Origin of the sequence: Pseudomonas fluorescens NCIMB 11764, from assembly GCF_000293885.2 — a bacterium.
GTDB lineage: Bacteria > Pseudomonadota > Gammaproteobacteria > Pseudomonadales > Pseudomonadaceae > Aquipseudomonas > Aquipseudomonas fluorescens_B.
Genome location: NZ_CP010945.1, coordinates 5,655,121 through 5,675,923, shown reverse-complemented (window position 1 = coordinate 5,675,923; position 20,803 = coordinate 5,655,121). Strand labels below are relative to the sequence as shown.

Sequence of the window (20,803 nt, the reverse complement as noted above, 5' to 3'; positions counted from 1 at the left end):
GAGAAAGGCGAACGGCACCGAAAGGTGCCGTTTTTATTAGTGCCTGTTCCGCCGCTGTCGCGAGCAGCCTGCTCGCGATGAGGGCATTAGAGGCAGCGCATTAATTAGAGTGGAGCGATCAGACCAAAACAGCCATATCCGTGTACTGAGCAACAACTGAGTCAGCGGTAAGGAGTTTCATGGGTTCAGTAAGGGCCGTTGCAACAATCAGGCGATCGAATGGATCTCGATGGTGATGTTCCAGGTCTTTTACTGCAATGGCATGCTCCGAAGTTACCGGTAACTCGATGAACCCGCTTTCGAGACAGTATTGGCGGATTTCATCCAGATCAACGTTAAGTTTCCCAAGCCCGACCTTGATCGCCATTTCCCAGAAGGTCGCCGCACTGATGTAAATGTCGGCGGCGCTTTCGATGAGCTTTCTGGCTTTACCAGACAGCTTGGGATCATCGCTAAGGGTCCAGAGCAGAACATAGGTATCGAGCAGAACCCTCATTCGTGAGTTCCTTCAAAGGCATCCAGCATTTCGTCGGGCAGTGGAGCATCAAAGTCTTGAGGAAGTATAAGTTTGCCCTTCATAGCTCCAATGCGCTGTCCGTAGGTTTTCCCGACGGGAACCAGTCGAGCAAGGGCGCGACCATGTTTGGAAATCGTGATGGTCTGGCCGGCTGCCGCGTCGTCGACAAGTTTGGACAAATTATTTTTTGCTTCGGCTAACGGAACGACGATCATGGTTCCTTCCTCCTCAGATTCTGGACAAATATAGCCAGAATTTTTGCAGGCGGTAAAGATGCGTCGTTCCAACTGCTCAATGTTGGATGTAGGAAGAGGCCGGTAATACGGCGAGAGCTTTCGGGGATTGTCGGGAGAGGGCAGGGCAACGGAAACAAATCCCACAAACGCAAAAACGGCACCCGAAGGTGCCGTTTCTGTTTTCTACCGGGTATCGCTAGGCGATCAACCCGCCAACCCCGATTGTTGCACCAGGACCAGCAACGGCTGCGGATACAGACCGAGGAAGAACGCCAGTGCGGCGATGGCCAGCAGCATCACGCCGCCTGCACGTTGTTCCCAGTGCAGCTGCGCATCGTGGCGACGCAGGTTTGGCTCGATCAGGTACAGGGTGACCATGACGCGCAAGTAGTAGAACACGCCGATGGCGCTGCCCAGTACCAGGGAACCGACCAGCCACCACTGGTGCGACTCGACACCGGTGGCGATGATGTAGAACTTGCCGATGAAGCCCGCGGTCAGCGGGATACCGGCCAGGGACAGCATCATCACGGTCAGGACGGCGGTCAGGTACGGACGGCGCCAGAACAGGCCGCGGTATTCGTACAGGGCATCGGCGTCACGGCCGTTGTACGGCGAGGACATCAGGGTGATCACGCCGAACGCGCCGAGGCTGGTGATCACGTAGGTGACCAGGTACACGCCGATGGCTTCCACGGCCAGACCCTTGCTCGCCACCAGGGCGATCAGCAGGTAACCGAAGTGGGCGATGGACGAGTAACCCAGCAGACGCTTGAGGTTGCTCTGGGTCAGGGCCAGCAGGTTACCGAACAGGATCGAGGCAATGGCGATGATGGTCAGCACGTCGCTGAGTACACCGCTGCTCGCCGCTGGCGAGATCTGGAACAGACGCACCATCACCGCGAACACCGCGACTTTGGACGCGGTCGCCAGGAACGCCGCCACCGGTGCCGGAGCACCTTCGTAAACGTCCGGGGTCCAGAGGTGGAACGGTACCAGCGACAGTTTGAACGCCAGGCCGATCAGCATCATGCCCAGGCCCAGTTGCGCCAGCGAGCTTGGCAGGCCGGTGGCCGCGAGGGCCTGGCCGATACCGACGAAGCTCAGGCTGCCGGAATCGGCGTAGAGCAGGGCCATACCGAACAACAGGAACGCGGAGCCGGCGGCCGACAACACCATGTACTTGATACCGGCTTCCAGCGAACGCTTGTTGAAGAAGGCATAAGCCACCAGACCGTAGACCGGCACCGACAACAGTTCCAGACCGATGAACAACCCGGCCAGGTGTTGCGCGCTGACCAGAACCAGGCCACCGGCGGCGGCCATCAGGATCAGCAGGTACAGTTCTTCGCGGTTGCCCGGGTAACCCGAACCACCATCGCCGAGGTAGGCGTGGGCGAGGGTCACACAGGCGAGGGTGGCGACCAGGATCAGCGCCATGTACAGGCAGGCGAAGTTATCGATCTGCAGCAGTGGAGTCACAGCCAGTGGCGCGACTTTCAGGGCTGGCAGGATCGACAGCAGCGCCAGGTTCAGACCCGCCACGGAAATCAGGAAGGTCTGCGAGTGGTTGCGGCGCCAGGCGATCGCCAGCATCACCACGATGATCGTGGCGCTGGTGATCAACAACGGCGCTAGCGCGATAAAGTGTTGAGTCGTGAATTCCATAGCGCTCTTACCGGGCCGAAGCGAGTTGAGTGAAGGCGGTGCCGAGCCATTGCTGCACGCCATGCATCGTCGCAGCAGAGGTATCGAGGAACGGTTGCGGGTACACGCCGATGTAGATCAGCAGCGCCGCAAGCCCGACCACCATGATCATTTCGCGACCGTCCATGCCATGCAGTACCGCGTCCGATTTGGCCGGACCGAAGTACGCACGGTGGATCATGATCAGCGAGTAGACCGAACCGAACACCAGGCCCGACGTCGCGATGATGGTGACCACAGGCGCAGCCGGGAAGGTGCCGATCAGGATCAGGAACTCGCCGACGAAGTTACCGGTGCCCGGCAAGCCCAGCGACGCCGCTGCAAAGAACAGGCTGAGGGCCGGCAGGTAAGCGATCTTCGACCACAGGCCACCCATTTCACGCATGTCGCGGGTGTGGGTGCGTTCGTACAGCTGACCACTCAGGATAAACAGTGCCGCGGCCGACAGACCGTGCGCCAGCATCTGCATCACCGCGCCCTGCAACGCCAGTTGGCTGCCGGAGTAGATGCCGATCAGTACGAAACCCATGTGGGAAACGGACGAGAAGGCGATCAGACGCTTGATGTCGGTTTGTGCGAAAGCCAGGAACGCGCCGTAGAAGATCCCGATCAGACCGAGGGTCATGGCGATCGGCGCGAACTCGGCCGAGGCATTCGGGAACAGCGGCAGGGCGAAACGCAGCAGACCGTAGGCAGCGGTTTTCAGCAAGATACCGGCGAGGTCAACCGAACCCGCGGTTGGCGCCTGGGCGTGAGCGTCAGGCAACCAGGAGTGGAACGGCACCACAGGCAGCTTCACCGCGAAGGCGATGAAGAAGCCGAGCATCAGGATGTACTCGGTGGTCAGCGACATCTTGGTTTTCAACAGGTCGGCGTAGTTGAACGTAATCACGCCGGTGTCGTTGAAGTTGACCAGAACCAGACCGAGGATCGCCACCAGCATGATCAGGCCGGAAGCCTGAGTGAAGATGAAGAACTTGGTCGCCGCGTAGATCCGGGTTTTCTTGCCGTCCGAAGAACTGTGACCCCAGAGCGCGATGAGGAAGTACATCGGCACCAGCATCATTTCCCAGAAGAAGAAGAACATGAACAGGTCGAGGGCGAGGAACACGCCAACGACACCGCCCAGGATCCACATCAGGTTCAGGTGGAAGAAGCCAACGTGACGTTGGATTTCTTTCCACGAGCAGAGGACCGAGAGTACGCCCAGCAGACCGGTCAGCATGATCATCAGCAGCGACAGGCCGTCGAGGGCCAGGTGCACGCTGATGCCGAAGCGTTCGATCCAGATGTGCTTGAACTCAAGCGCCCAGGTCGGATCGGCGCCGGGCTTTGGTGCAAATGAATAGTCACCGGTGGCCCACAGCCAGAGGCCGAGGGAGAGCAACAGGGACATGGTGATCAGCGCAATCCAGCGGGGGAGGGTAGCGCCGAAGCGCTCACCCATCCAGCACAGCAGGCCGCCGATAAAGGGGATCAGGATTAGCCAAGGCAGAATCATGACGGGCTCAATTCCTTTCGCAAGTTCGCAAGGTTCATATTCAGACCGCTACCAGCACGATGGCGCCGATGACCAGCACGGAGCCGGCTGCCATCGAGGCCGCGTACCAACGCAGTTGACCGGTTTCGGTACGGCTCAGGGCGGTGTGACCGCCTTTGGCCATACGCGGGATCAGACCGATGGTCTGGTCGAGCGGGTCTTTGCGCAGTACGTGGCTGATCGCAAGGTATGGCTTGACGAACAGTTTGTCGTAGATCCAGTCGAAGCCCCAGGCAGCGAACCACCAGGCCGAAAGGAAGCGGCCGATGCCGCTGTTGGCGATTGCAGTAACGAAACGACGCTTGCCGAGGAACAGCAGCGCGGCCAGCAGGATACCGGCCAGGGCAATGGCGCCCGAAGCGATTTCCAGACTGTGCTTGGCTTCGCCGCCGGCGTGGCCGACGCTTTGCGGCAGTACACCGTGCAGCGGCGGAACGATCATCGCGCCAATGGCGGTGGACAACACGATCAGCACTGACAGTGGCAGCCAGTGAGCGATGCCGTGGCCGGCGTGCGCTTCGGTCTTCGCTTCACCGTGGAACGCGATGAAGATCAGGCGGAAGGTGTACAGCGACGTCATGAACGCACCGACCAGACCGGCGTACAGCAGACCGTTGTTGCCGCTGGCGAACGCTTCCCAGAGGATTTCGTCCTTGGAATAGAAACCTGCAGTCACCAGTGGCAAGGCCGCGAGGGCCGCGCCGCCGACGATGAAGCTGGCGTAGGCCAGTGGCAGTTTCTTCCACAGGCCGCCCATCTTGAAGATGTTCTGCTCGTGGTGGCAGGCAACGATCACCGCACCGGAGGCAAGGAACAGCAGGGCCTTGAAGAACGCGTGGGTCATCAGGTGGAAGATCGCGCCATCCCAGGCACCGACGCCCAGCGCCAGGAACATGTAGCCGATCTGGCTCATGGTCGAGTAGGCGAGGATACGTTTGATGTCGGTCTGGACCAGTGCGGCAAAACCGGCGAGGACCAGGGTCACGCCGCCGACGACGCCGACCAGGTGCAGGATCTCCGGCGCCAGGGTGAACAGACCGTGGGTACGGGCGATCAGGTAGACACCGGCGGTCACCATGGTCGCGGCGTGGATCAGTGCCGAAACCGGGGTAGGACCGGCCATCGCATCCGCCAGCCAGGTTTGCAGCGGCAGTTGCGCGGATTTACCGACAGCGCCGCCCAGCAGCATCAGGGTGGCCATGACCATCCAGAAGTCGCCGGCCTGGAATTTCTGCGGTGCCAGCACCAGCAGTTCCTGGACGTTCAGCGTGCCCAGTTGCGCGAACAGGATGAACAGGCCGATGGCCATGAACACGTCGCCGATGCGGGTCACGATAAAGGCTTTGAGTGCGGCGTTACCGTTGTTGCGGTTGCTGTAGTAGAAACCGATCAACAGGTACGAGCACAGGCCCACGCCTTCCCAGCCGAAGTACAGGAACAACAGGTTATCGCCCAGCACCAGGAACAGCATGCTGGCGATAAACAGGTTGGTGTAGGCGAAGAAGCGCGAATAACCGGCTTCACCGCGCATGTACCAGGACGCGAACAGGTGGATCAGGAAGCCGACGCCGACGACCACACCGAGCATGGTCACGGACAGGCCGTCCAGGTACAGCGCGAAGTTCGGCGTGAAGCCTTCCACCGCCATCCACTGCCACAACACCAGGGTGTAGTGACCGCCTTCAGGTGGCGCGACATTGAATTGCCAGATCACGTAGGCCGTGACGATGGCGGACAAGCCGATGGAACCGACGCCGATCAGGGCCGACAGGTTTTCCGAGAGGCGTCCACGGGAGAACGACAGCAGCAGGAAACCTATGAGAGGGAATACGAAAGTCAGATAGAGAAGATTCATCCGCGCATCTCGCTGGCAGCGTCGATATCGAGAGTGTGGAAGCGGCGATACAGCTGCAGCAGAATCGCCAGGCCAATACTGGCCTCGGCGGCTGCCAGGCTGATCACCAGGATGAACATGATCTGTCCATCCGGCTGCGCCCAGCGGCTACCGGCAACGATGAAGGCCAGTGCAGAGGCATTCATCATCACTTCAAGACTCATCAACACAAACAAAATGTTGCGGCGGACCATCAGGCCAACCAGACCGAGGCAGAACAGGATGCCGGCGACCGCCAGACCATGCTCCATAGGGATAGCAGGCATCGTCATTGCTCCTTGGCTTCGTTGCGGCCCAAGTGGAACGCCGTGACGGCTGCGGCGAGCAGCAGCATCGAGGCGAGTTCGACCACCAGCAGATAAGGACCGAACAGGCTGATGCCCACGGCCTTGGCGTCTACGGTGGTGTGGCCGATGGCCTGGCCGCTCTGATGGGAGAACAGCACGTACAGCAGTTCAACCAGCAGCAGGCTGCCGAGAATCACCGGGCCGAGCCAGATGCCGGGCTTGAGCCAGACGCGCTCTTGCTGAACCGAGGCCGGGCCCAGGTTCAGCATCATCACCACGAACACGAACAGCACCATGATGGCGCCAGCGTAGGCAATCACTTCCAGAACACCGGCAAACGGTGCGCCGAGGGCGAAAAACGTCATGGCCACGGCGATCAGCGAAATGATCAGGTAGAGCAGGGCGTGCACAGGGTTGGTGTGGGTGATCACGCGAAGCGTGGACACCACAGCGATACCCGATGCGAAATAGAAAGCGAATTCCATCTTTCTTCCTTAAGGCAGCAAGCTCTTCACGTTGATCGGCTGGGCTTCATTCTGCGCGGAGCCTTTCGGCTTCCCGGCAATCGCCATACCTGCAACACGATAGAAGTTGTAATCAGGGTTTTTGCCGGGGCCGGAGATCAGCAGATCTTCTTTCTCGTAAACCAGGTCCTGACGTTTGAACTCGGCCATCTCGAAATCCGGTGTCAGCTGGATCGCGGTGGTCGGGCAGGCTTCCTCGCAGAGGCCGCAGAAAATGCAGCGCGAGAAGTTGATGCGGAAGAAGTCCGGGTACCAGCGACCGTCTTCGGTTTCAGCTTTCTGCAGCGAGATGCAGCCGACCGGGCACGCCACGGCGCACAGGTTGCAGGCTACACAACGCTCTTCACCATCGGGGTCGCGGGTCAGGACGATACGGCCACGGTAGCGCGGCGGCAGGTACACGGCTTCTTCCGGGTACTGCAGCGTGTCGCGCTTGCGGAAGGCATGGCCGAAGATCATCACCAGGCTGCGAAGCTGGGTGAAGAAGCCATGCACGATGTCAAATATGTACTTCATGATTCTCTATCCTCACTGAGCCGCGACGGCGGGCGTGTTGAGCAACACGATCGCAGCGGTCACCAGCATGTTGACGAGGGTCAGCGGCAGGCAGAACTTCCAGCTGAAATCCATCACTTGGTCATACCGTGGGCGCGGAATCGAGGCGCGCAGCAGGATGAAGATCATGATGAAGAACGCGGTTTTCAGCGCGAACCAGATGAACGGGATCTGCGGCAGAATGCCGAACGGACCGTGCCAGCCACCGAAGAACAAGGTCACCAGCAGCGCCGAAATCAGCACGATACCGATGTACTCGCCGACGAAGAACATGCCCCATTTCATGCCGGCGTATTCAATGTGGTAACCGTCGGCCAGTTCCTGCTCCGCTTCCGGCTGGTCGAACGGGTGACGGTGAGTCACGGCGACGCCGGCGATGAAGAAGGTCAGGAAACCGAAGATCTGCGGAATGATGAACCACAGGTTCTGGGCTTGATAATCAACGATGTCGCGCATGTTGAACGAGCCGACCTGGATCACGATGCCCATCAGCGACAGGCCCATGAACACTTCGTACGACACGGTTTGTGCCGAAGCCCGCAAGCTGCCCAGCAGGGCGAACTTGTTGTTGCTCGACCAGCCGGCGAACAGCACCGCGTAGACCGACAGACCGGCCATGGCGAAGAAGAACAGGATGCCGATGTTCAGGTCCGCCACACCCCAGGTCGGGGTGATCGGGATGATCGCGAAGGCAATCAGCAGGGCGCTCATGGCCACGACCGGTGCCAGGGTGAAGATCATCTTGTCGGCGAACGGTGGCGTCCAGTCTTCCTTGAAGAACATCTTGATCATGTCCGCTGCGATCTGGAACGCGCCGAACGGGCCGACGCGGTTCGGACCGTAACGGTCCTGCCAGAGGGCGAGCAAACGACGCTCGACCCAGCTCAACAGCGCGCCGCAGACCACTACGGCGAGCAGAATCACGATGGCCTGGATGACCGAGATGATCACACCGATCACTTCAGGAGTGAACCAAGTCATAGCGCTGCCTCCTGCAGACCATCAACGGATTTGCCAAAGATCGCGGGCGGAATGCCGGCGATACCGGCCGGCAATGCAACCAGACCGGCACCCAGCTCTTCGTTGATGCGCAGTGGCAGACGCAAGGTCTGGCCAGCGATGTTCAAGCTCAGCATGGCACCGTCGTTGACACCCAGACGGTCGGCTTCGGACTTGGCCAGCGCCACGTAGGCAGCCGGAATGCGTTCCTGAACCGGTGCGGCTTTCGAAGAGTTCTCTTCGCTGCCGAGCAGGTGGAAGAACGGCACGACCTGCCAGGTGCCCGGCGCCGGGTTGAATGCGCTCGGGACAGCGGCGAACCAGTTCAGCGAGTCACCGCTGCTTTCGATCAGGCGGGTGCCCGGGTCGCCAGCGCGGATGTGGCCACCGACTTCGTCCTGGAACTTGTTCCAGGCTTGCGGCGAGTTCCAGCCCGGAGACCAGGCAAATGGCACTTGCTGACGCGGTTCGGCCGAGCCCGAGTAACCTTCCATCGAGAAGTTGAACGCGGTGTCGTTGTCTTGCGGGGTACGCGGTTCGTGCACGCTGATGTCTGCGCGCATGGCCGTACGACCCGAGTAACGCAGCGGTTCGCGGGCCAGTTTCATGCCCTTGATGCGGAACGCGGCGGACGGTGCGGCATCAACGATACGCGCCAGTTGCGGCGTGCTCGAAGCGACGGCAGCGGTGACGTGGTCCAGTTGGGTCCAGTCGATCGGCTGGTTCAGCAGGGTGGCGCGCAGGGCATGCAGCCAGCGCCAGCCTTCGTGAACCAGGATGCTCGCGTCCATGTATTTCGGGTCGAAGACCTGGAAGAAGCGCTGGGCGCGACCTTCCTGGCTGACCAGCGTACCGTCGCCTTCAGCGAAGCTGGCGGCTGGCAGCACCAGGTGCGCGCGATCGCTGGTGGCGGTCTTCTGATGGTCCGCGACGATTACCACTTTCGCAGCGGTCAGTGCGGCATCAACCTTGGCTTTGTCGGTACGGGTGTACAGATCGTTTTCCAGCACGACGATGGCGTCGGCCTTGCCATCGATCACTGCCTGCAGCGCGTCGTCGACCGAGTCGCCACCGAGCATGGCCAGGCCGAGGCTGTTGGCCTCAGGCACGATCAGGCTGATGGAACCGTTTTTCTCGCGCAGCTTCAGGGCTTTGGCGATGTTCGCGGCGGCTTCGATCAGCGCCTTGGAACCCAGCGAGGTGCCGGCAATGATCAGCGGACGCTTGGCCGCGAGCAGGGCGTCGGCAATGCGCTTGGCCAGGTCGAGGGCTTCAGAGTCCAGGCCTTCGACCGCCGGAGCGCTGGCATCGAGGGCGTGAGCCACGGCGAAACCGATGCGGGCCAGGTCGTCCGGAGCGGCGTGAACGCATTCTTCGGCGATGTCGTCGAGCTTGGTTTCAGCCAGGCTGGCGATGAACAGCGGGTTCAGTTCGTGCTGACCGATGTTCTTCACCGCAGCGTCGAGCCAAGGCTGAACGCGCATGGCGTCGGCCATGTCTTCGGCCTTGCCCTTGACCGATTGACGCAGGGACAGCGCCATACGGGCTGCGGTCTGGGTCAGGTCTTCACCGAGGACGAAAATCGCATCGTGGTCTTCGATGTCGCGCATGTTCGGGATCGGCAGCGGGCTGTCTTTCAGCACCTGCATGACCAGGCGAATGCGTTCCAGCTCGGAGGCTTCGATACCGGAGTAGAAGTGCTCGGCGCCGACCAGCTCGCGCAACGCGTGGTTGCTTTCGAGGCTGGCGCGGGGCGAACCGATACCGACGATGTTGCGACCGCGCAGCAGGTCAGCGGCTTTATCCAGCGCTTCGTCGAGGCTCAGCTTGGTGCCGTTGGCCAGCAGAGGCTGACGCGGGCGGTCTTCGCGGTTGACGTAGCCATAGCCGAAACGGCCACGGTCGCACAGGAAGTACTGGTTGACCGAACCGTTGAAGCGGTTTTCGATACGACGCAGTTCACCGTAGCGCTCGCCCGGGGAAATGTTGCAACCGCTGGAGCAGCCATGGCAGATGCTCGGCGAGAACTGCATGTCCCACTTGCGGTTGTAGCGCTCGGAGTGAGTCTTGTCGGTGAACACACCGGTCGGGCAGACCTCGGTGAGGTTGCCGGAGAACTCGCTTTCCAGGGTGCCGTCTTCAACGCGACCGAAGTACACGTTGTCGTGGGCGCCGAACACACCGAGGTCGGTGCCGCCGGCGTAGTCCTTGTAGAAGCGCACGCAGCGGTAGCAAGCGATGCAGCGGTTCATCTCGTGGGAAATGAACGGGCCCAGTTGCTGGTTCTGGTGAGTACGCTTGGTGAAGCGATAACGGCGCTCGTTGTGGCCGGTCATCACCGTCATGTCTTGCAGGTGGCAGTGGCCGCCTTCCTCACAGACCGGGCAGTCGTGAGGGTGGTTGGTCATCAGCCATTCAACGACGCTGGCGCGGAATACTTTCGCTTCTTCGTCGTCAATGGAGATCCAGCTGCCGTCGGTGGCGGGCGTCATGCAGGACATGACGATCCGACCACGCTTGTCGTTCTCGTCGGTGTACTGCTTGACCGCACACTGGCGGCAAGCGCCAACGCTGCCTAGGGCTGGGTGCCAGCAGAAATAAGGGATATCGAGGCCTAGCGACAGACACGCCTGTAACAGGTTGTCTGCCCCATCGACTTCGAGCTCTTTGCCGTCTACGTGGATAGTGGCCATGGTTCAAAGTTCTTCGTTGGCCCGGTGTCAGCGGGCGTGGCTAATGGAATCTTGTTATTCGCATGAATCAACTCAGCCGCTTGCGGCGTCATCACACGACAAAGCGAAGGGCACGGACCCTTCGCTTTTTTAAGCGTTTACGCGCCGACTACGATCGGCCTTGCCAGAGGCGGGACGACGGCGCTGGTGGGCGCGATGCCGGCTTCGAACTCATGGCGGAAGTATTTGATTGCGCTGCCCAACGGCTCCACGGCGCCCGGTGCGTGAGCACAGAAGGTCTTGCCCGGGCCGAGGAAGCCGACCAGACCCAACAGGGTCTCGATATCGCCGGCTTGCCCTTCGCCGTTCTCGATCGCACGCAGCAGCTTGACGCTCCACGGCAAACCGTCACGGCACGGGGTGCAGAAACCGCACGACTCACGGGAGAAGAACTCTTCCATGTTGCGCAGCAGGGAAACCATGTTGACGCTGTCGTCCACCGCCATGGCCAGGCCGGTACCCATGCGGGTGCCCACCTTGGCGATGCCGCCGGCGTACATTTGTGCGTCGAGGTGTTCCGGCAACAGGAAACCGGTACCGGCGCCGCCTGGCTGCCAGCACTTGAGCTTGTAACCGTCGCGCATGCCGCCGGCGTAGTCTTCAAACAACTCTCGACCGGTGACGCCGAACGGCAATTCCCACAGGCCAGGGTTCTTGACCTTGCCGGAGAAGCCCATGAGCTTGGTGCCCATGTCTTCACTGCCTTCGCGGGCCAACGATTTGTACCAGTCCACGCCGTCGGCAATGATCGCCGGGACGTTGCACAGGGTTTCAACGTTGTTCACGCACGTCGGCTTGCCCCACACGCCAACGGCGGCAGGGAAGGGCGGCTTGGAGCGCGGGTTGGCGCGGCGGCCTTCAAGGGAGTTGATCAGTGCGGTTTCTTCACCGCAGATGTAACGCCCGGCGCCGGTGTGGACGAACAGCTCGAAATCGAAGCCGCTGCCCAGGATGTTCTTGCCCAGCAGGCCGGCTGCCTTGGCTTCTTCCACGGCACGGTTGAGGTGCTTGGCGGCGGTGGTGTATTCGCCACGCAGGAAGATGTAGCCACGGTAGGTTTTCAGCGCGCGGGCACTGATCAGCATGCCTTCGATCAGCAGATGGGGCAGTTGCTCCATCAGCATGCGGTCTTTCCAGGTGTTCGGCTCCATTTCATCCGCGTTGCACAGCAGGTAGCGGATGTTGATGGATTCGTCTTTTGGCATCAGGCCCCACTTAACGCCAGTGGGGAAGCCTGCACCGCCGCGACCCTTGAGGCCGGCGTCTTTCACGGTCTGGACGATGTCGTCCTGAGCCATGTCGGCGAAGGCCTTGCGTGCAGCGGCGTAACCGTTCTTGGCCTGGTACTCGTCGAGCCATACGGCTTCGCCGTCGTCACGCAGACGCCAGGTCAGCGGGTGAGTCTCGGCCGAACGCTTGATGCGGTTGGCAGGACCGAAGGAAGTCAGGGTCATACGTAGCCCTCGAGCAATTTGGCAACGCCGGCAGGCTGCACATCACCGAAAGTGTCGTCGTCGATCATCAACGCCGGGGCCTTGTCGCAGTTGCCGAGGCAGCAGACCGGCAGCAAGGTGAAGCGACCGTCGGCGGTGGTCTGACCCAGGCCGATACCCAGATTGCTCTGGATTTCGCTGACCACGGACTCGTGGCCGCCGATGTAGCAGACCATGCTGTCGCAGACGCGAATGATGTGACGGCCGACCGGCTGACGGAAGATCTGGCTATAGAAAGTGGCCACGCCTTCAACGTCGCTCGCCGGGATGCCGAGGATCTCGCCGATGGCGTAGAGCGCGCCATCAGGCACCCAGCCACGTTCCTTCTGGACGATCTTCAGGGCTTCGATCGACGCCGCGCGCGGGTCTTCGTAGTGATGCAACTCGTGCTCGATGGCCGAGCGCTCGGTTTCACTCAAGGTGAAACGGTCTGTCTGGATAAGCGTGCTGTTCATGCTTAGCGGTCCACGTCGGCCATAACGAAATCGATACTACCCAGGTACGCGATCAAGTCCGCGACCATGCTGCCTTTGATCACCGAAGGGATCTGCTGCAGATGCGGGAAGCTTGGGGTGCGAATCCGGGTGCGGTAGCTCATGGTGCCGCCATCGCTCGTCAGGTAATAACTGTTGATGCCCTTGGTCGCTTCGATCATCTGGAAGGATTCGTTGGCCGGCATGACCGGGCCCCACGAAACTTGCAGGAAGTGCGTGATCAGGGTCTCGATGTGTTGCAGCGTGCGTTCTTTCGGCGGCGGGGTAGTCAGCGGGTGATCCGCCTTGTACGGGCCTTCCGGCATGTTGCGCATGCACTGCTCGATGATCTTGATGCTCTGGCGCATTTCTTCGACACGCACGATGCAACGATCGTAGGCATCGCCATTGGCGGCCAGTGGCACTTCGAATTCGAAGTTCTCGTACCCGGAATACGGGCGGGCTTTACGCAGGTCGAAGTCGCAACCGGTCGAACGCAGGCCTGCACCGGTGACGCCCCATTCGAAGGCCTCTTTGGTGTTGTAGGCGGCGACGCCGATGGTCCGGCCTTTGAGGATGCTGTTGTCCAGCGCGGCTTTCTGGTATTCGTCCAGACGCTTTGGCATCCACTCGACGAAATCCTTCACCAGTTTTTCCCAGCCGCGCGGCAGGTCGTGGGCGACGCCGCCGATGCGATACCAGGCCGGGTGCAGACGGAAACCGGTGATGGCTTCGATCACCGTGTACGCCTTCTGACGGTCGGTGAAGGTGAAGAATACCGGGGTCATGGCGCCGACGTCCTGGATGTAAGTCCCCAGGAACAGCAGGTGGCTGGTGATCCGGAAGAACTCGGCCATCATGATGCGGATGACGTCGACCTTCTCGGGCACCTTGATACCGGCGAGCTTCTCGACCGAGAGCACGTACGGCAGGTTGTTCATCACGCCGCCGAGGTAGTCGATACGGTCGGTGTACGGGATGAAACTGTGCCAGGACTGACGCTCGGCCATCTTCTCGGCACCACGGTGGTGGTAACCGACGTCCGGCACGCAGTCGACGATCTCTTCGCCGTCCAGCTGCAGGATGATGCGGAACGCTCCGTGGGCAGAAGGGTGGTTCGGGCCGAGGTTGAGGAACATGTAGTCCTCGTTCGCACCGGAACGCTTCATGCCCCAGTCTTCAGGCTTGAAGCGCGCGGCCTCTTCCTCAAGCTGTTGCTTGGCCAGGGTCAGGCTGAACGGGTCGAACTCGGTGGCACGGGCCGGGAAGTCCTTGCGCAGCGGGTGACCTTCCCAGGTCGGCGGCATCATGATGCGGGTCAGGTGCGGGTGACCTTTGAAGTCTATGCCGTACATGTCCCAGACTTCACGTTCGTACCAGTTGGCATTCGGCCAGATGCCGGTGACGGTCGGTACGCTGAGGTCGCTCTCGGACAAGGCGACCTTGATCATCACGTCACTGTTACGTTCGATCGACATCAGGTGATAGAACACAGTGAAGTCGGCGCCGCTTGGCAGCCCTTGACGCTTTGTGCGCAGACGCTCGTCCACGCCGTGCAGGTCATAGAGCATGACGTACGGCTTGGGCAGGTTGCGCAGGAAGGTCAGGACTTCGACGAGTCTGGCGCGGGCAACCCAAAGCACCGGCATGCCGGTGCGGGTAGGCTGGGCGGTGAATGCCTCGGGGCCAAAACGGTTGTTCAGTTCGACGACCACATCCTGGTCGTCTGCCTTGTAAGGCGGGATGTACAGAGCACTGCCTGTAGTCATGGTTATTTATCGCTTTCGGTCAACGTAAAGAATGAAGCCAGTGTCTCGTTCTATTAAAGAAGCAGATCTGGATCAGACTTCGTCGGGGCTGCGCAGGTTGGTGACTGCGATTCGCTGTTCGCGGCGCTTTTCCTTCTCGGAAGGCATCTCGGCGCGGTAAACGCCTTGATCACCAACGACCCAGGAAAGCGGACGACGCTCCTGTCCAATCGACTCCTGCAAGAGCATCAAGCCTTGCAGAAAAGCTTCAGGACGGGGCGGGCAGCCAGGCACGTAGACGTCCACGGGCAGGAACTTGTCCACCCCTTGAACGACAGAGTAGATGTCGTACATGCCACCGGAGTTGGCGCACGAACCCATGGAAATTACCCATTTAGGTTCGAGCATTTGCTCGTAGAGACGCTGGATGATCGGCGCCATCTTGATGAAGCAGGTACCGGCGATAACCATGAAATCCGCCTGGCGCGGCGATGCCCGGATAACCTCGGCGCCAAAGCGCGCGATGTCGTGGGGCGCCGTGAAGGCGGTGGTCATTTCCACGTAGCAGCACGAAAGACCGAAGTTATACGGCCACAGGGAGTTCTTGCGCCCCCAGTTGATCGTGCCGTTAAGCACGTCTTCGAGCTTGCCCATGAAGATGTTTTTGTGGACTTGATCTTCTAACGGATCGGAAACGGTTTCCCGTTCGCCAATCGGATACTGCTCGTTAGGAGCATCGGGGTCGATCCTGGTGAGATTGTATTGCATTGCCAAAGCCTCATTGTTTCAGCTTCGCCTGCCGCTTGCGACGAGCTTCCGGAGCCCAGTCAAGGGCGCCCACTCGGAACAGGTAGACAAGACCTGCCAACAGAATTGCTATGAAAACGAGAGCTTCGACGAATCCGGTCCAGCCGCTTTCGCGGACGGACACAGACCAGGCAAAGAGAAAGAGGGCTTCGATATCGAAGATCACGAAGAGCATCGCGACCAGATAGAATTTGGCTGAGAGCCGCAAGCGGGCGCCACCTGTAGGTAGCATGCCGGACTCGAACGGTTCGTTTTTGCTGCGGCCCCAGGCTTTTGACCCGAGGAGGCTGGAGACGCCGAGCATGAAGGCGCACAGGCCGACAACGCCCAGAAGGAAAATGGCAAAGCCCCAGTTGTGGGCCATGAGTCCTGTCGCTTCGGGCATGCTGGTAATCCTTAACAGAGAGCAAAGGTCTCTGAGCTTGAAAAGAAACAAAGCAGTGACGATATGTCGCAGCAATCAATCCCGCTGATTTTATGGCACAACACCGTGCAAGTAAAATTCAGATAGCGAAATTATTTAGCGGAATAAGGACATAGCAAGCCTCCCAACCCACGCAGCCCATGCGTTGCGGGCATTAGCAGGGTTTTTATCAATATTGTTTTGTAGGGAATGTAACGAACATAGTTGCAGCTAAATGATAATCAATATTGTTTGTCTTGGTTTTTAAAGTGTTTAGCGGGTGGGTGGCCGGAAAGTTGTCTTATATGCGCGTTACTGCAAGTAGCGGGCAGGGTCGTTTTACCGTGTTTTCCTGATCGTGAGAATGCTCAGGATCAAGGTTTTTTGTCCGGACTCCTGCAGGGTTTTGCAGGGCCGGTGAAAAATCACAGGCAAAAAAACGCCCCGAACCAGTCGGGGCGTCAGATGTGCGGCGTTGCGGTTAGCTTTTATTCGGTCCGCAACGGCCGTTTGTTTCGGTGAGTCAGATCAGTGGAACTGTTCTTCTTCAGTCGAACCGGTCAGCGCGGTAACCGAAGACGAGCCACCCTGGATCACGGTGGTCATGTCGTCGAAGTAGCCGGTGCCCACTTCCTGCTGGTGAGCCACGAAGGTGTAGCCCTTGGCGGCGTCAGCGAATTCCTGCTCTTGCAGTTTCACGTAGGCAGTCATGTCGTTGCGGGCGTAGTCGTGCGCCAGGTTGAACATGCTGTGCCACATGTTGTGAATGCCGGCCAGGGTGATGAACTGGTGCTTGTAACCCATGGCGGACAATTCGCGCTGGAACTTGGCGATGGTCGCGTCGTCCAGGTTTTTCTTCCAGTTGAAGGAAGGCGAGCAGTTGTACGACAGCAGTTGGTCCGGGTATTCCTTTTTGATCGCTTCAGCGAAGCGACGAGCCTCGTCCAGATCCGGCTTGGCGGTTTCACACCAGATCAGGTCGGCGTACGGCGCGTAAGCCAGGCCGCGAGCGATCGCCTGGTCGAGACCGGCGCGCACTTTGTAGAAACCTTCCTGAGTACGTTCGCCAGTCACGAATGGCTGGTCGTACGGGTCGCAATCGGACGTCAGCAGGTCAGCCGCGTTGGCGTCGGTACGAGCCAGGATGATGGTCGGCGTGCCGGCAACGTCAGCTGCCAGACGAGCGGCGGTCAGCTTCTGCACAGCTTCCTGGGTAGGAACCAGTACCTTGCCGCCCATGTGGCCGCATTTTTTCACGGAAGCCAGTTGGTCTTCGAAGTGAACGCCGGCGGCGCCTGCTTCGATCATGCTCTTCATCAGCTCGTAAGCGTTCAGTACGCCGCCGAAACCGGCTTCAGCGTCTGCCACGATTGGAGCGAAGTAGTCGATGTAGCCTTCGTCGCCCGGGCCTTTACCGGCTTTCCACTGGATCTGGTCAGCACGACGGAACGAGTTGTTGATGCGCTTGACCACGGTTGGAACCGAATCCACCGGGTACAGCGACTGGTCCGGGTACATCGATTCGGCGGAGTTGTTGTCCGCCGCGACTTGCCAGCCCGACAGGTAGATCGCCTGGATACCGGCTTTGACTTGTTGTACAGCCTGGCCGCCGGTCAGGGCGCCCATGCAGTTGACGAAATCTTTCTCAGGACGGAAGGACGGCTTGGCGCCCTGGGTAACCAGGTTCCAAAGCTTCTCGGCGCCCAATTTTGCAAAGGTGTGCTCAGGTTGAACCGAGCCACGCAGGCGGACGACGTCAGCAGCGGAGTAAGCGCGTGTCACGCCTTTCCAGCGTGGGTTTTCAGCCCAGTCTTTTTCGAGGGCTGCAATTTGCTGTTCGCGTGTCAGTGCCATGGAGATAAACCTCGTCGCATAGGTCTTGGGTGGAAAATTCCTGCTCCAGCCGAACACGCAATTTCAAAGGGGCGCATGAGGCAGCTCGCTGACCAGAAGCTTAGGCGGTCAAGGGGTATTTGGCGGGATTGGCGACAGGATGAACGATGGGCTCGAGGGGAAGTGAGCAGGTAAGGGCGGACTGGCGGGCGCATTCGGGCGTCGTGGGCCTCTATACGAACTTCAGTGTGATGCCGGGTTTACCTAAATACGCTTCCGTCCCTCGGGACAACTTCGTTCCAGTCGGCAACCTCGTCAAACACACCTTGTGGGCGGTACAGACACGAAACGGCTCGCGGGGTAGATGCGAGCATCGCTTCGAAGGCCCTTGCCAGGGCCCCTGATTAGCGGGAGCGAGGCCATCATGCCTTTGCTTTTTTGGCTCGTCAAACGTTTTGTAGTGCTTTTTTTCAAGCACTACATCTTTGGTCTAATACGACTAATCAGTCAGTTTTCGGTGGTTTAGTCCAAAGTATCGACTTTCACCCGCAGGGTCATGTCATCCCGGCCCTGGGTCGAGTAGCTGCGGGTCAGGCCTTGTTTGTCGGCCTGAGTCTGGCGGTTCACGCCGGCCAGGGTGATCCATTCGCCCAGGCGTCCGGTGACGGTTGTGTCGGTGCTTTGCACATTCACTACATCGGGACGTTCCTGGCTCATGCGGTCACGGTTGGTACTGATCGACAGGTGAACGATGTCGCCGGTGACGCTCGCGGTAACGTAGAAACCCTGGGTGACGTTGCGGTATTCGGTCTGGCTGCGCAGGTCGCCGTAGGAGTCGATCTGCGTACTGGTCAGCGGTACGCTTTGTCCGACCTGGATCAGTGCCGGTGAGCCTTCGCTGGCCTGGACTTGCTGAATGCCGCCGTCACGGCTTTCGGTGCTGCGATTGATGATTCGGGTCTGGCTCGGTTTGGCGCCATTGACTGAATAACCCTGGTCGCCCTGGAAGTTGTTTTCGTTGGTATCGACGGTAATCAGCAGGCGTTTTGGCTGAGTATCGAGTTGGGCAACAAGGGCTTTAAGTTCGTCGATCTTGCGCTGATCGGCATTGACGATCAGCTGGTTGCCATAGGCGCTGACCTGGCCATCCTTGCCGATGAAATCCTGGGCCATCGGCAGCATGTCGGCGCTGGTGCGGTAGTTCAACGGCACGATCTCGGTGGCGGCCATGACCGAAAAACTGCAGGTCAACAGCAGCGTGGTGAGCAGGGTGCGTAGGGACATATCCGTTATCTCCGACTTCTTGATGTCTTGAGTTTGCCAGTTTGTCGGCCCGCCGTGGGGCAAGTTGAATCGTAGACAGCAAAACGCCCCGACATCGTGTGATGACAGGGCGTTTTGTGCAGTGCTTTGAAGCTTTTGTGGCGAGGGAGCAAGCTCCCTCGCCACAGGGGCTCAGGCGGAATGTCGCACCATGTCCACATGCGGAATCCCGGCTTCCAGGAATTCCTCACTGACCAGGCTGAAGCCCAGGCGCTCATAGAACGCCGTCGCCTGAACCTGCGCGCTCAGCATCTGCTGCTTCAAGCCGCGCTTCTCGGCTTCACCGATCACCGCTTGCATCAGCGCATCGCCCACTTTCAAGCCGCGCCAGTCTTTCAGCACCGACACCCGGCCAACATGCCCGTCGGGCAGCAGGCGGGCGGTGCCAATCGGAAAGTCGCCTTCGAAGGCCAGAAAATGCACCGCTGTTGCATCATCTGCATCCCATTCCAGTTCAGGCGGAACGGATTGCTCGGCGATGAACACCGTCTCACGAATGCGCCGGATCTCGGCGTTATCCTTTTGCCAGTCTGCGACACGTACGTGAATTTTATTCATCAGCAAACCCCAGGCTTCCTTGCTTGATCAGTTCGCACAGCAAGCCGCGGCTGTCTTCGTCGGTCAGCCACTCGCCCAGATTGTCGGCGTGCAGGGAGTCGGCAGCGCAGATCATTTTCAACAGCTCACGCAGCTTGCCTGGCAGGTAACGGCTCTGGCCGCTGGCGAACAGCAACAGGTCGTCATCGACTTCGGACCAGGCCAGGCGTGCGCTCGGGTTGCGGATCAGTATTGCGCCTTGCTCCAGGCTGGCAAGCAGGTCGTCTTCTTCGATCTCTTCCGGGCCTACCACGAGTTCCGGGTAGCGCGGCTCGGTCATGTACTGGCCAAACCAGGTCAGCAGCAGGCGCTCGTCGCTCATGTGCTCGGCCAGCAAGGCTTTCAGGCGATCAAGGGCGTCGTGCTGAATCTGGTGCGGATCGACCGCCGGCAGGGCGTCGGCATCGGTGTAGCGCTCTTCATCGGTCAGGAACTGGCTGAGGAAGTCAGTGAAGTGAGTCAGCACTTCAGAAGCGCTCGGGGCGCGGAAGCCGACCGAGTAGGTCATGCAGTCATCAATCGCAACACCGCAGTGGGCCAGGCGCGGCGGCAGGTAGAGCATGTCGCCAGGTTCCAGGACCCACTCATCGGTGGCTTCGAAATCAGCGAGGATGCGCAGGTCCGCGTGTTGCAGCAACTTGCTCTCGGAATCGCACATCTGGCCGATTTTCCAGTTGCGCTTGCCGTGACCCTGCAGCAGGAACACATCGTAGTTATCGAAGTGCGGACCGACGCTGCCACCCGGGGCGGCGAAGCTGATCATCACGTCGTCGACGCGCCAGCTCGGCAGGAAGCGGAAGTTTTCCAGCAGCTCAGAAACTTCCGGAACGAACTGGTCAACCGCTTGAACCAGCAGGGTCCAGTCACGTTCCGGCAGTTTGCTGAATTCGTCTTCGGCGAACGGACCGCGACGCAATTCCCAAGGGCGCTCGCCGTTTTCGATTACCAGGCGCGATTCAACTTCTTCTTCCAGCGCCAGGCCGGCCAATTCGTCGGCGTCGATCGGGCTTTCGAAATCAGGAATTGCCTGACGGATCAGCAGCGGTTTTTTCTGCCAGTAGTCACGCAGGAATTCGCGCGCCGTGATGCCACCCAGAAGTTGAAGAGGAATATCAGGATTCATGTGTAACCTATT

Annotated in this window: 19 protein-coding genes; all 19 read right to left on the bottom strand. The window is 59.8% G+C overall.

From position 1 onward, the window contains the following. Positions 1–118: 118 nt before the first annotated feature. Positions 119–496, bottom strand: a complete 378-nt coding sequence (locus B723_RS25895) for a type II toxin-antitoxin system VapC family toxin (protein ID WP_017339612.1) — start codon at positions 494–496, stop codon at positions 119–121. Next, positions 493–813 carry a type II toxin-antitoxin system Phd/YefM family antitoxin gene (locus tag B723_RS25890; RefSeq protein ID WP_238588351.1) on the bottom strand — a complete coding sequence of 107 codons (321 nt, stop codon included), beginning with the start codon at positions 811–813 and terminating at the stop codon, positions 493–495. Before B723_RS25890 ends, B723_RS25895 begins: the two co-directional genes overlap by 4 nt. A gap of 144 nt (positions 814–957) precedes the next feature. After that, complete coding sequence (nuoN, locus tag B723_RS25885; RefSeq protein WP_017339610.1) at positions 958–2,421, bottom strand: NADH-quinone oxidoreductase subunit NuoN; 1,464 nt, start codon at positions 2,419–2,421, stop codon at positions 958–960. 7 nt (positions 2,422–2,428) lie between these two features. Then, the gene (nuoM, locus tag B723_RS25880) at positions 2,429–3,961 is read right to left on the bottom strand and encodes an NADH-quinone oxidoreductase subunit M (RefSeq protein ID WP_017339609.1); all 1,533 of its coding nucleotides are present in this window, start codon (positions 3,959–3,961) and stop codon (positions 2,429–2,431) included. A 40-nt stretch (positions 3,962–4,001) separates the two neighbouring features. Then, positions 4,002–5,855, bottom strand: coding sequence for an NADH-quinone oxidoreductase subunit L (nuoL, locus tag B723_RS25875; RefSeq protein ID WP_017339608.1), 1,854 nt, complete (start codon positions 5,853–5,855; stop codon positions 4,002–4,004). Then, positions 5,852–6,160: an NADH-quinone oxidoreductase subunit NuoK gene (nuoK, locus tag B723_RS25870; RefSeq protein WP_007946416.1), complete on the bottom strand. Its 309-nt coding sequence runs from the start codon at positions 6,158–6,160 to the stop codon at positions 5,852–5,854. Before nuoK ends, nuoL begins: the two co-directional genes overlap by 4 nt. Positions 6,161–6,162: 2 nt before the next feature. Next, positions 6,163–6,666 carry an NADH-quinone oxidoreductase subunit J gene (nuoJ, locus tag B723_RS25865; RefSeq protein WP_017339607.1) on the bottom strand — a complete coding sequence of 168 codons (504 nt, stop codon included), beginning with the start codon at positions 6,664–6,666 and terminating at the stop codon, positions 6,163–6,165. Positions 6,667–6,675: 9 nt separating this feature from the next. After that, complete coding sequence (gene nuoI / locus B723_RS25860; RefSeq protein ID WP_007946418.1) at positions 6,676–7,221, bottom strand: NADH-quinone oxidoreductase subunit NuoI; 546 nt, start codon at positions 7,219–7,221, stop codon at positions 6,676–6,678. Positions 7,222–7,233: 12 nt separating this feature from the next. After that, positions 7,234–8,241 (bottom strand): NADH-quinone oxidoreductase subunit NuoH, encoded by a 1,008-nt coding sequence (gene nuoH / locus B723_RS25855; RefSeq protein WP_017339606.1) that lies wholly within the window; start codon positions 8,239–8,241, stop codon positions 7,234–7,236. Further along, entirely contained in the window at positions 8,238–10,952 is a 2,715-nt protein-coding gene (gene nuoG / locus B723_RS25850; protein ID WP_017339605.1) for an NADH-quinone oxidoreductase subunit NuoG, read from the bottom strand. The genes nuoH and nuoG overlap by 4 nt, the downstream gene beginning before the upstream one ends. 137 nt (positions 10,953–11,089) lie before the next feature. Beyond that, the gene (gene nuoF, locus B723_RS25845; protein ID WP_017339604.1) at positions 11,090–12,445 is read right to left on the bottom strand and encodes an NADH-quinone oxidoreductase subunit NuoF; all 1,356 of its coding nucleotides are present in this window, start codon (positions 12,443–12,445) and stop codon (positions 11,090–11,092) included. Then, entirely contained in the window at positions 12,442–12,939 is a 498-nt protein-coding gene (gene nuoE, locus B723_RS25840; RefSeq protein WP_007946422.1) for an NADH-quinone oxidoreductase subunit NuoE, read from the bottom strand. Before nuoE ends, nuoF begins: the two co-directional genes overlap by 4 nt. Positions 12,940–12,941: 2 nt before the next feature. Next, positions 12,942–14,726, bottom strand: coding sequence for an NADH-quinone oxidoreductase subunit C/D (gene nuoC / locus B723_RS25835; protein WP_017339603.1), 1,785 nt, complete (start codon positions 14,724–14,726; stop codon positions 12,942–12,944). 72 nt (positions 14,727–14,798) lie between these two features. Next, a complete protein-coding gene (locus B723_RS25830; protein ID WP_007946424.1) occupies positions 14,799–15,473 on the bottom strand; it encodes a NuoB/complex I 20 kDa subunit family protein in 675 nt (224 codons plus the stop codon). A gap of 10 nt (positions 15,474–15,483) precedes the next feature. Then, positions 15,484–15,897 (bottom strand): NADH-quinone oxidoreductase subunit A, encoded by a 414-nt coding sequence (locus B723_RS25825; protein WP_003223812.1) that lies wholly within the window; start codon positions 15,895–15,897, stop codon positions 15,484–15,486. A 546-nt stretch (positions 15,898–16,443) separates the two neighbouring features. Further along, complete coding sequence (gene aceA, locus B723_RS25820) at positions 16,444–17,769, bottom strand: isocitrate lyase (RefSeq protein ID WP_008032724.1); 1,326 nt, start codon at positions 17,767–17,769, stop codon at positions 16,444–16,446. 501 nt (positions 17,770–18,270) lie between these two features. Continuing rightward, the gene (locus B723_RS25815) at positions 18,271–19,032 is read right to left on the bottom strand and encodes a secretin N-terminal domain-containing protein (protein ID WP_017339602.1); all 762 of its coding nucleotides are present in this window, start codon (positions 19,030–19,032) and stop codon (positions 18,271–18,273) included. A gap of 171 nt (positions 19,033–19,203) precedes the next feature. Next, entirely contained in the window at positions 19,204–19,629 is a 426-nt protein-coding gene (locus B723_RS25810) for a GNAT family N-acetyltransferase (protein ID WP_017339601.1), read from the bottom strand. Continuing rightward, on the bottom strand, positions 19,622–20,791 hold the full coding sequence (locus B723_RS25805) for a cupin domain-containing protein (protein ID WP_017339600.1): 1,170 nt from the start codon (positions 20,789–20,791) through the stop codon (positions 19,622–19,624). Before B723_RS25805 ends, B723_RS25810 begins: the two co-directional genes overlap by 8 nt. Positions 20,792–20,803: the final 12 nt, after the last annotated feature.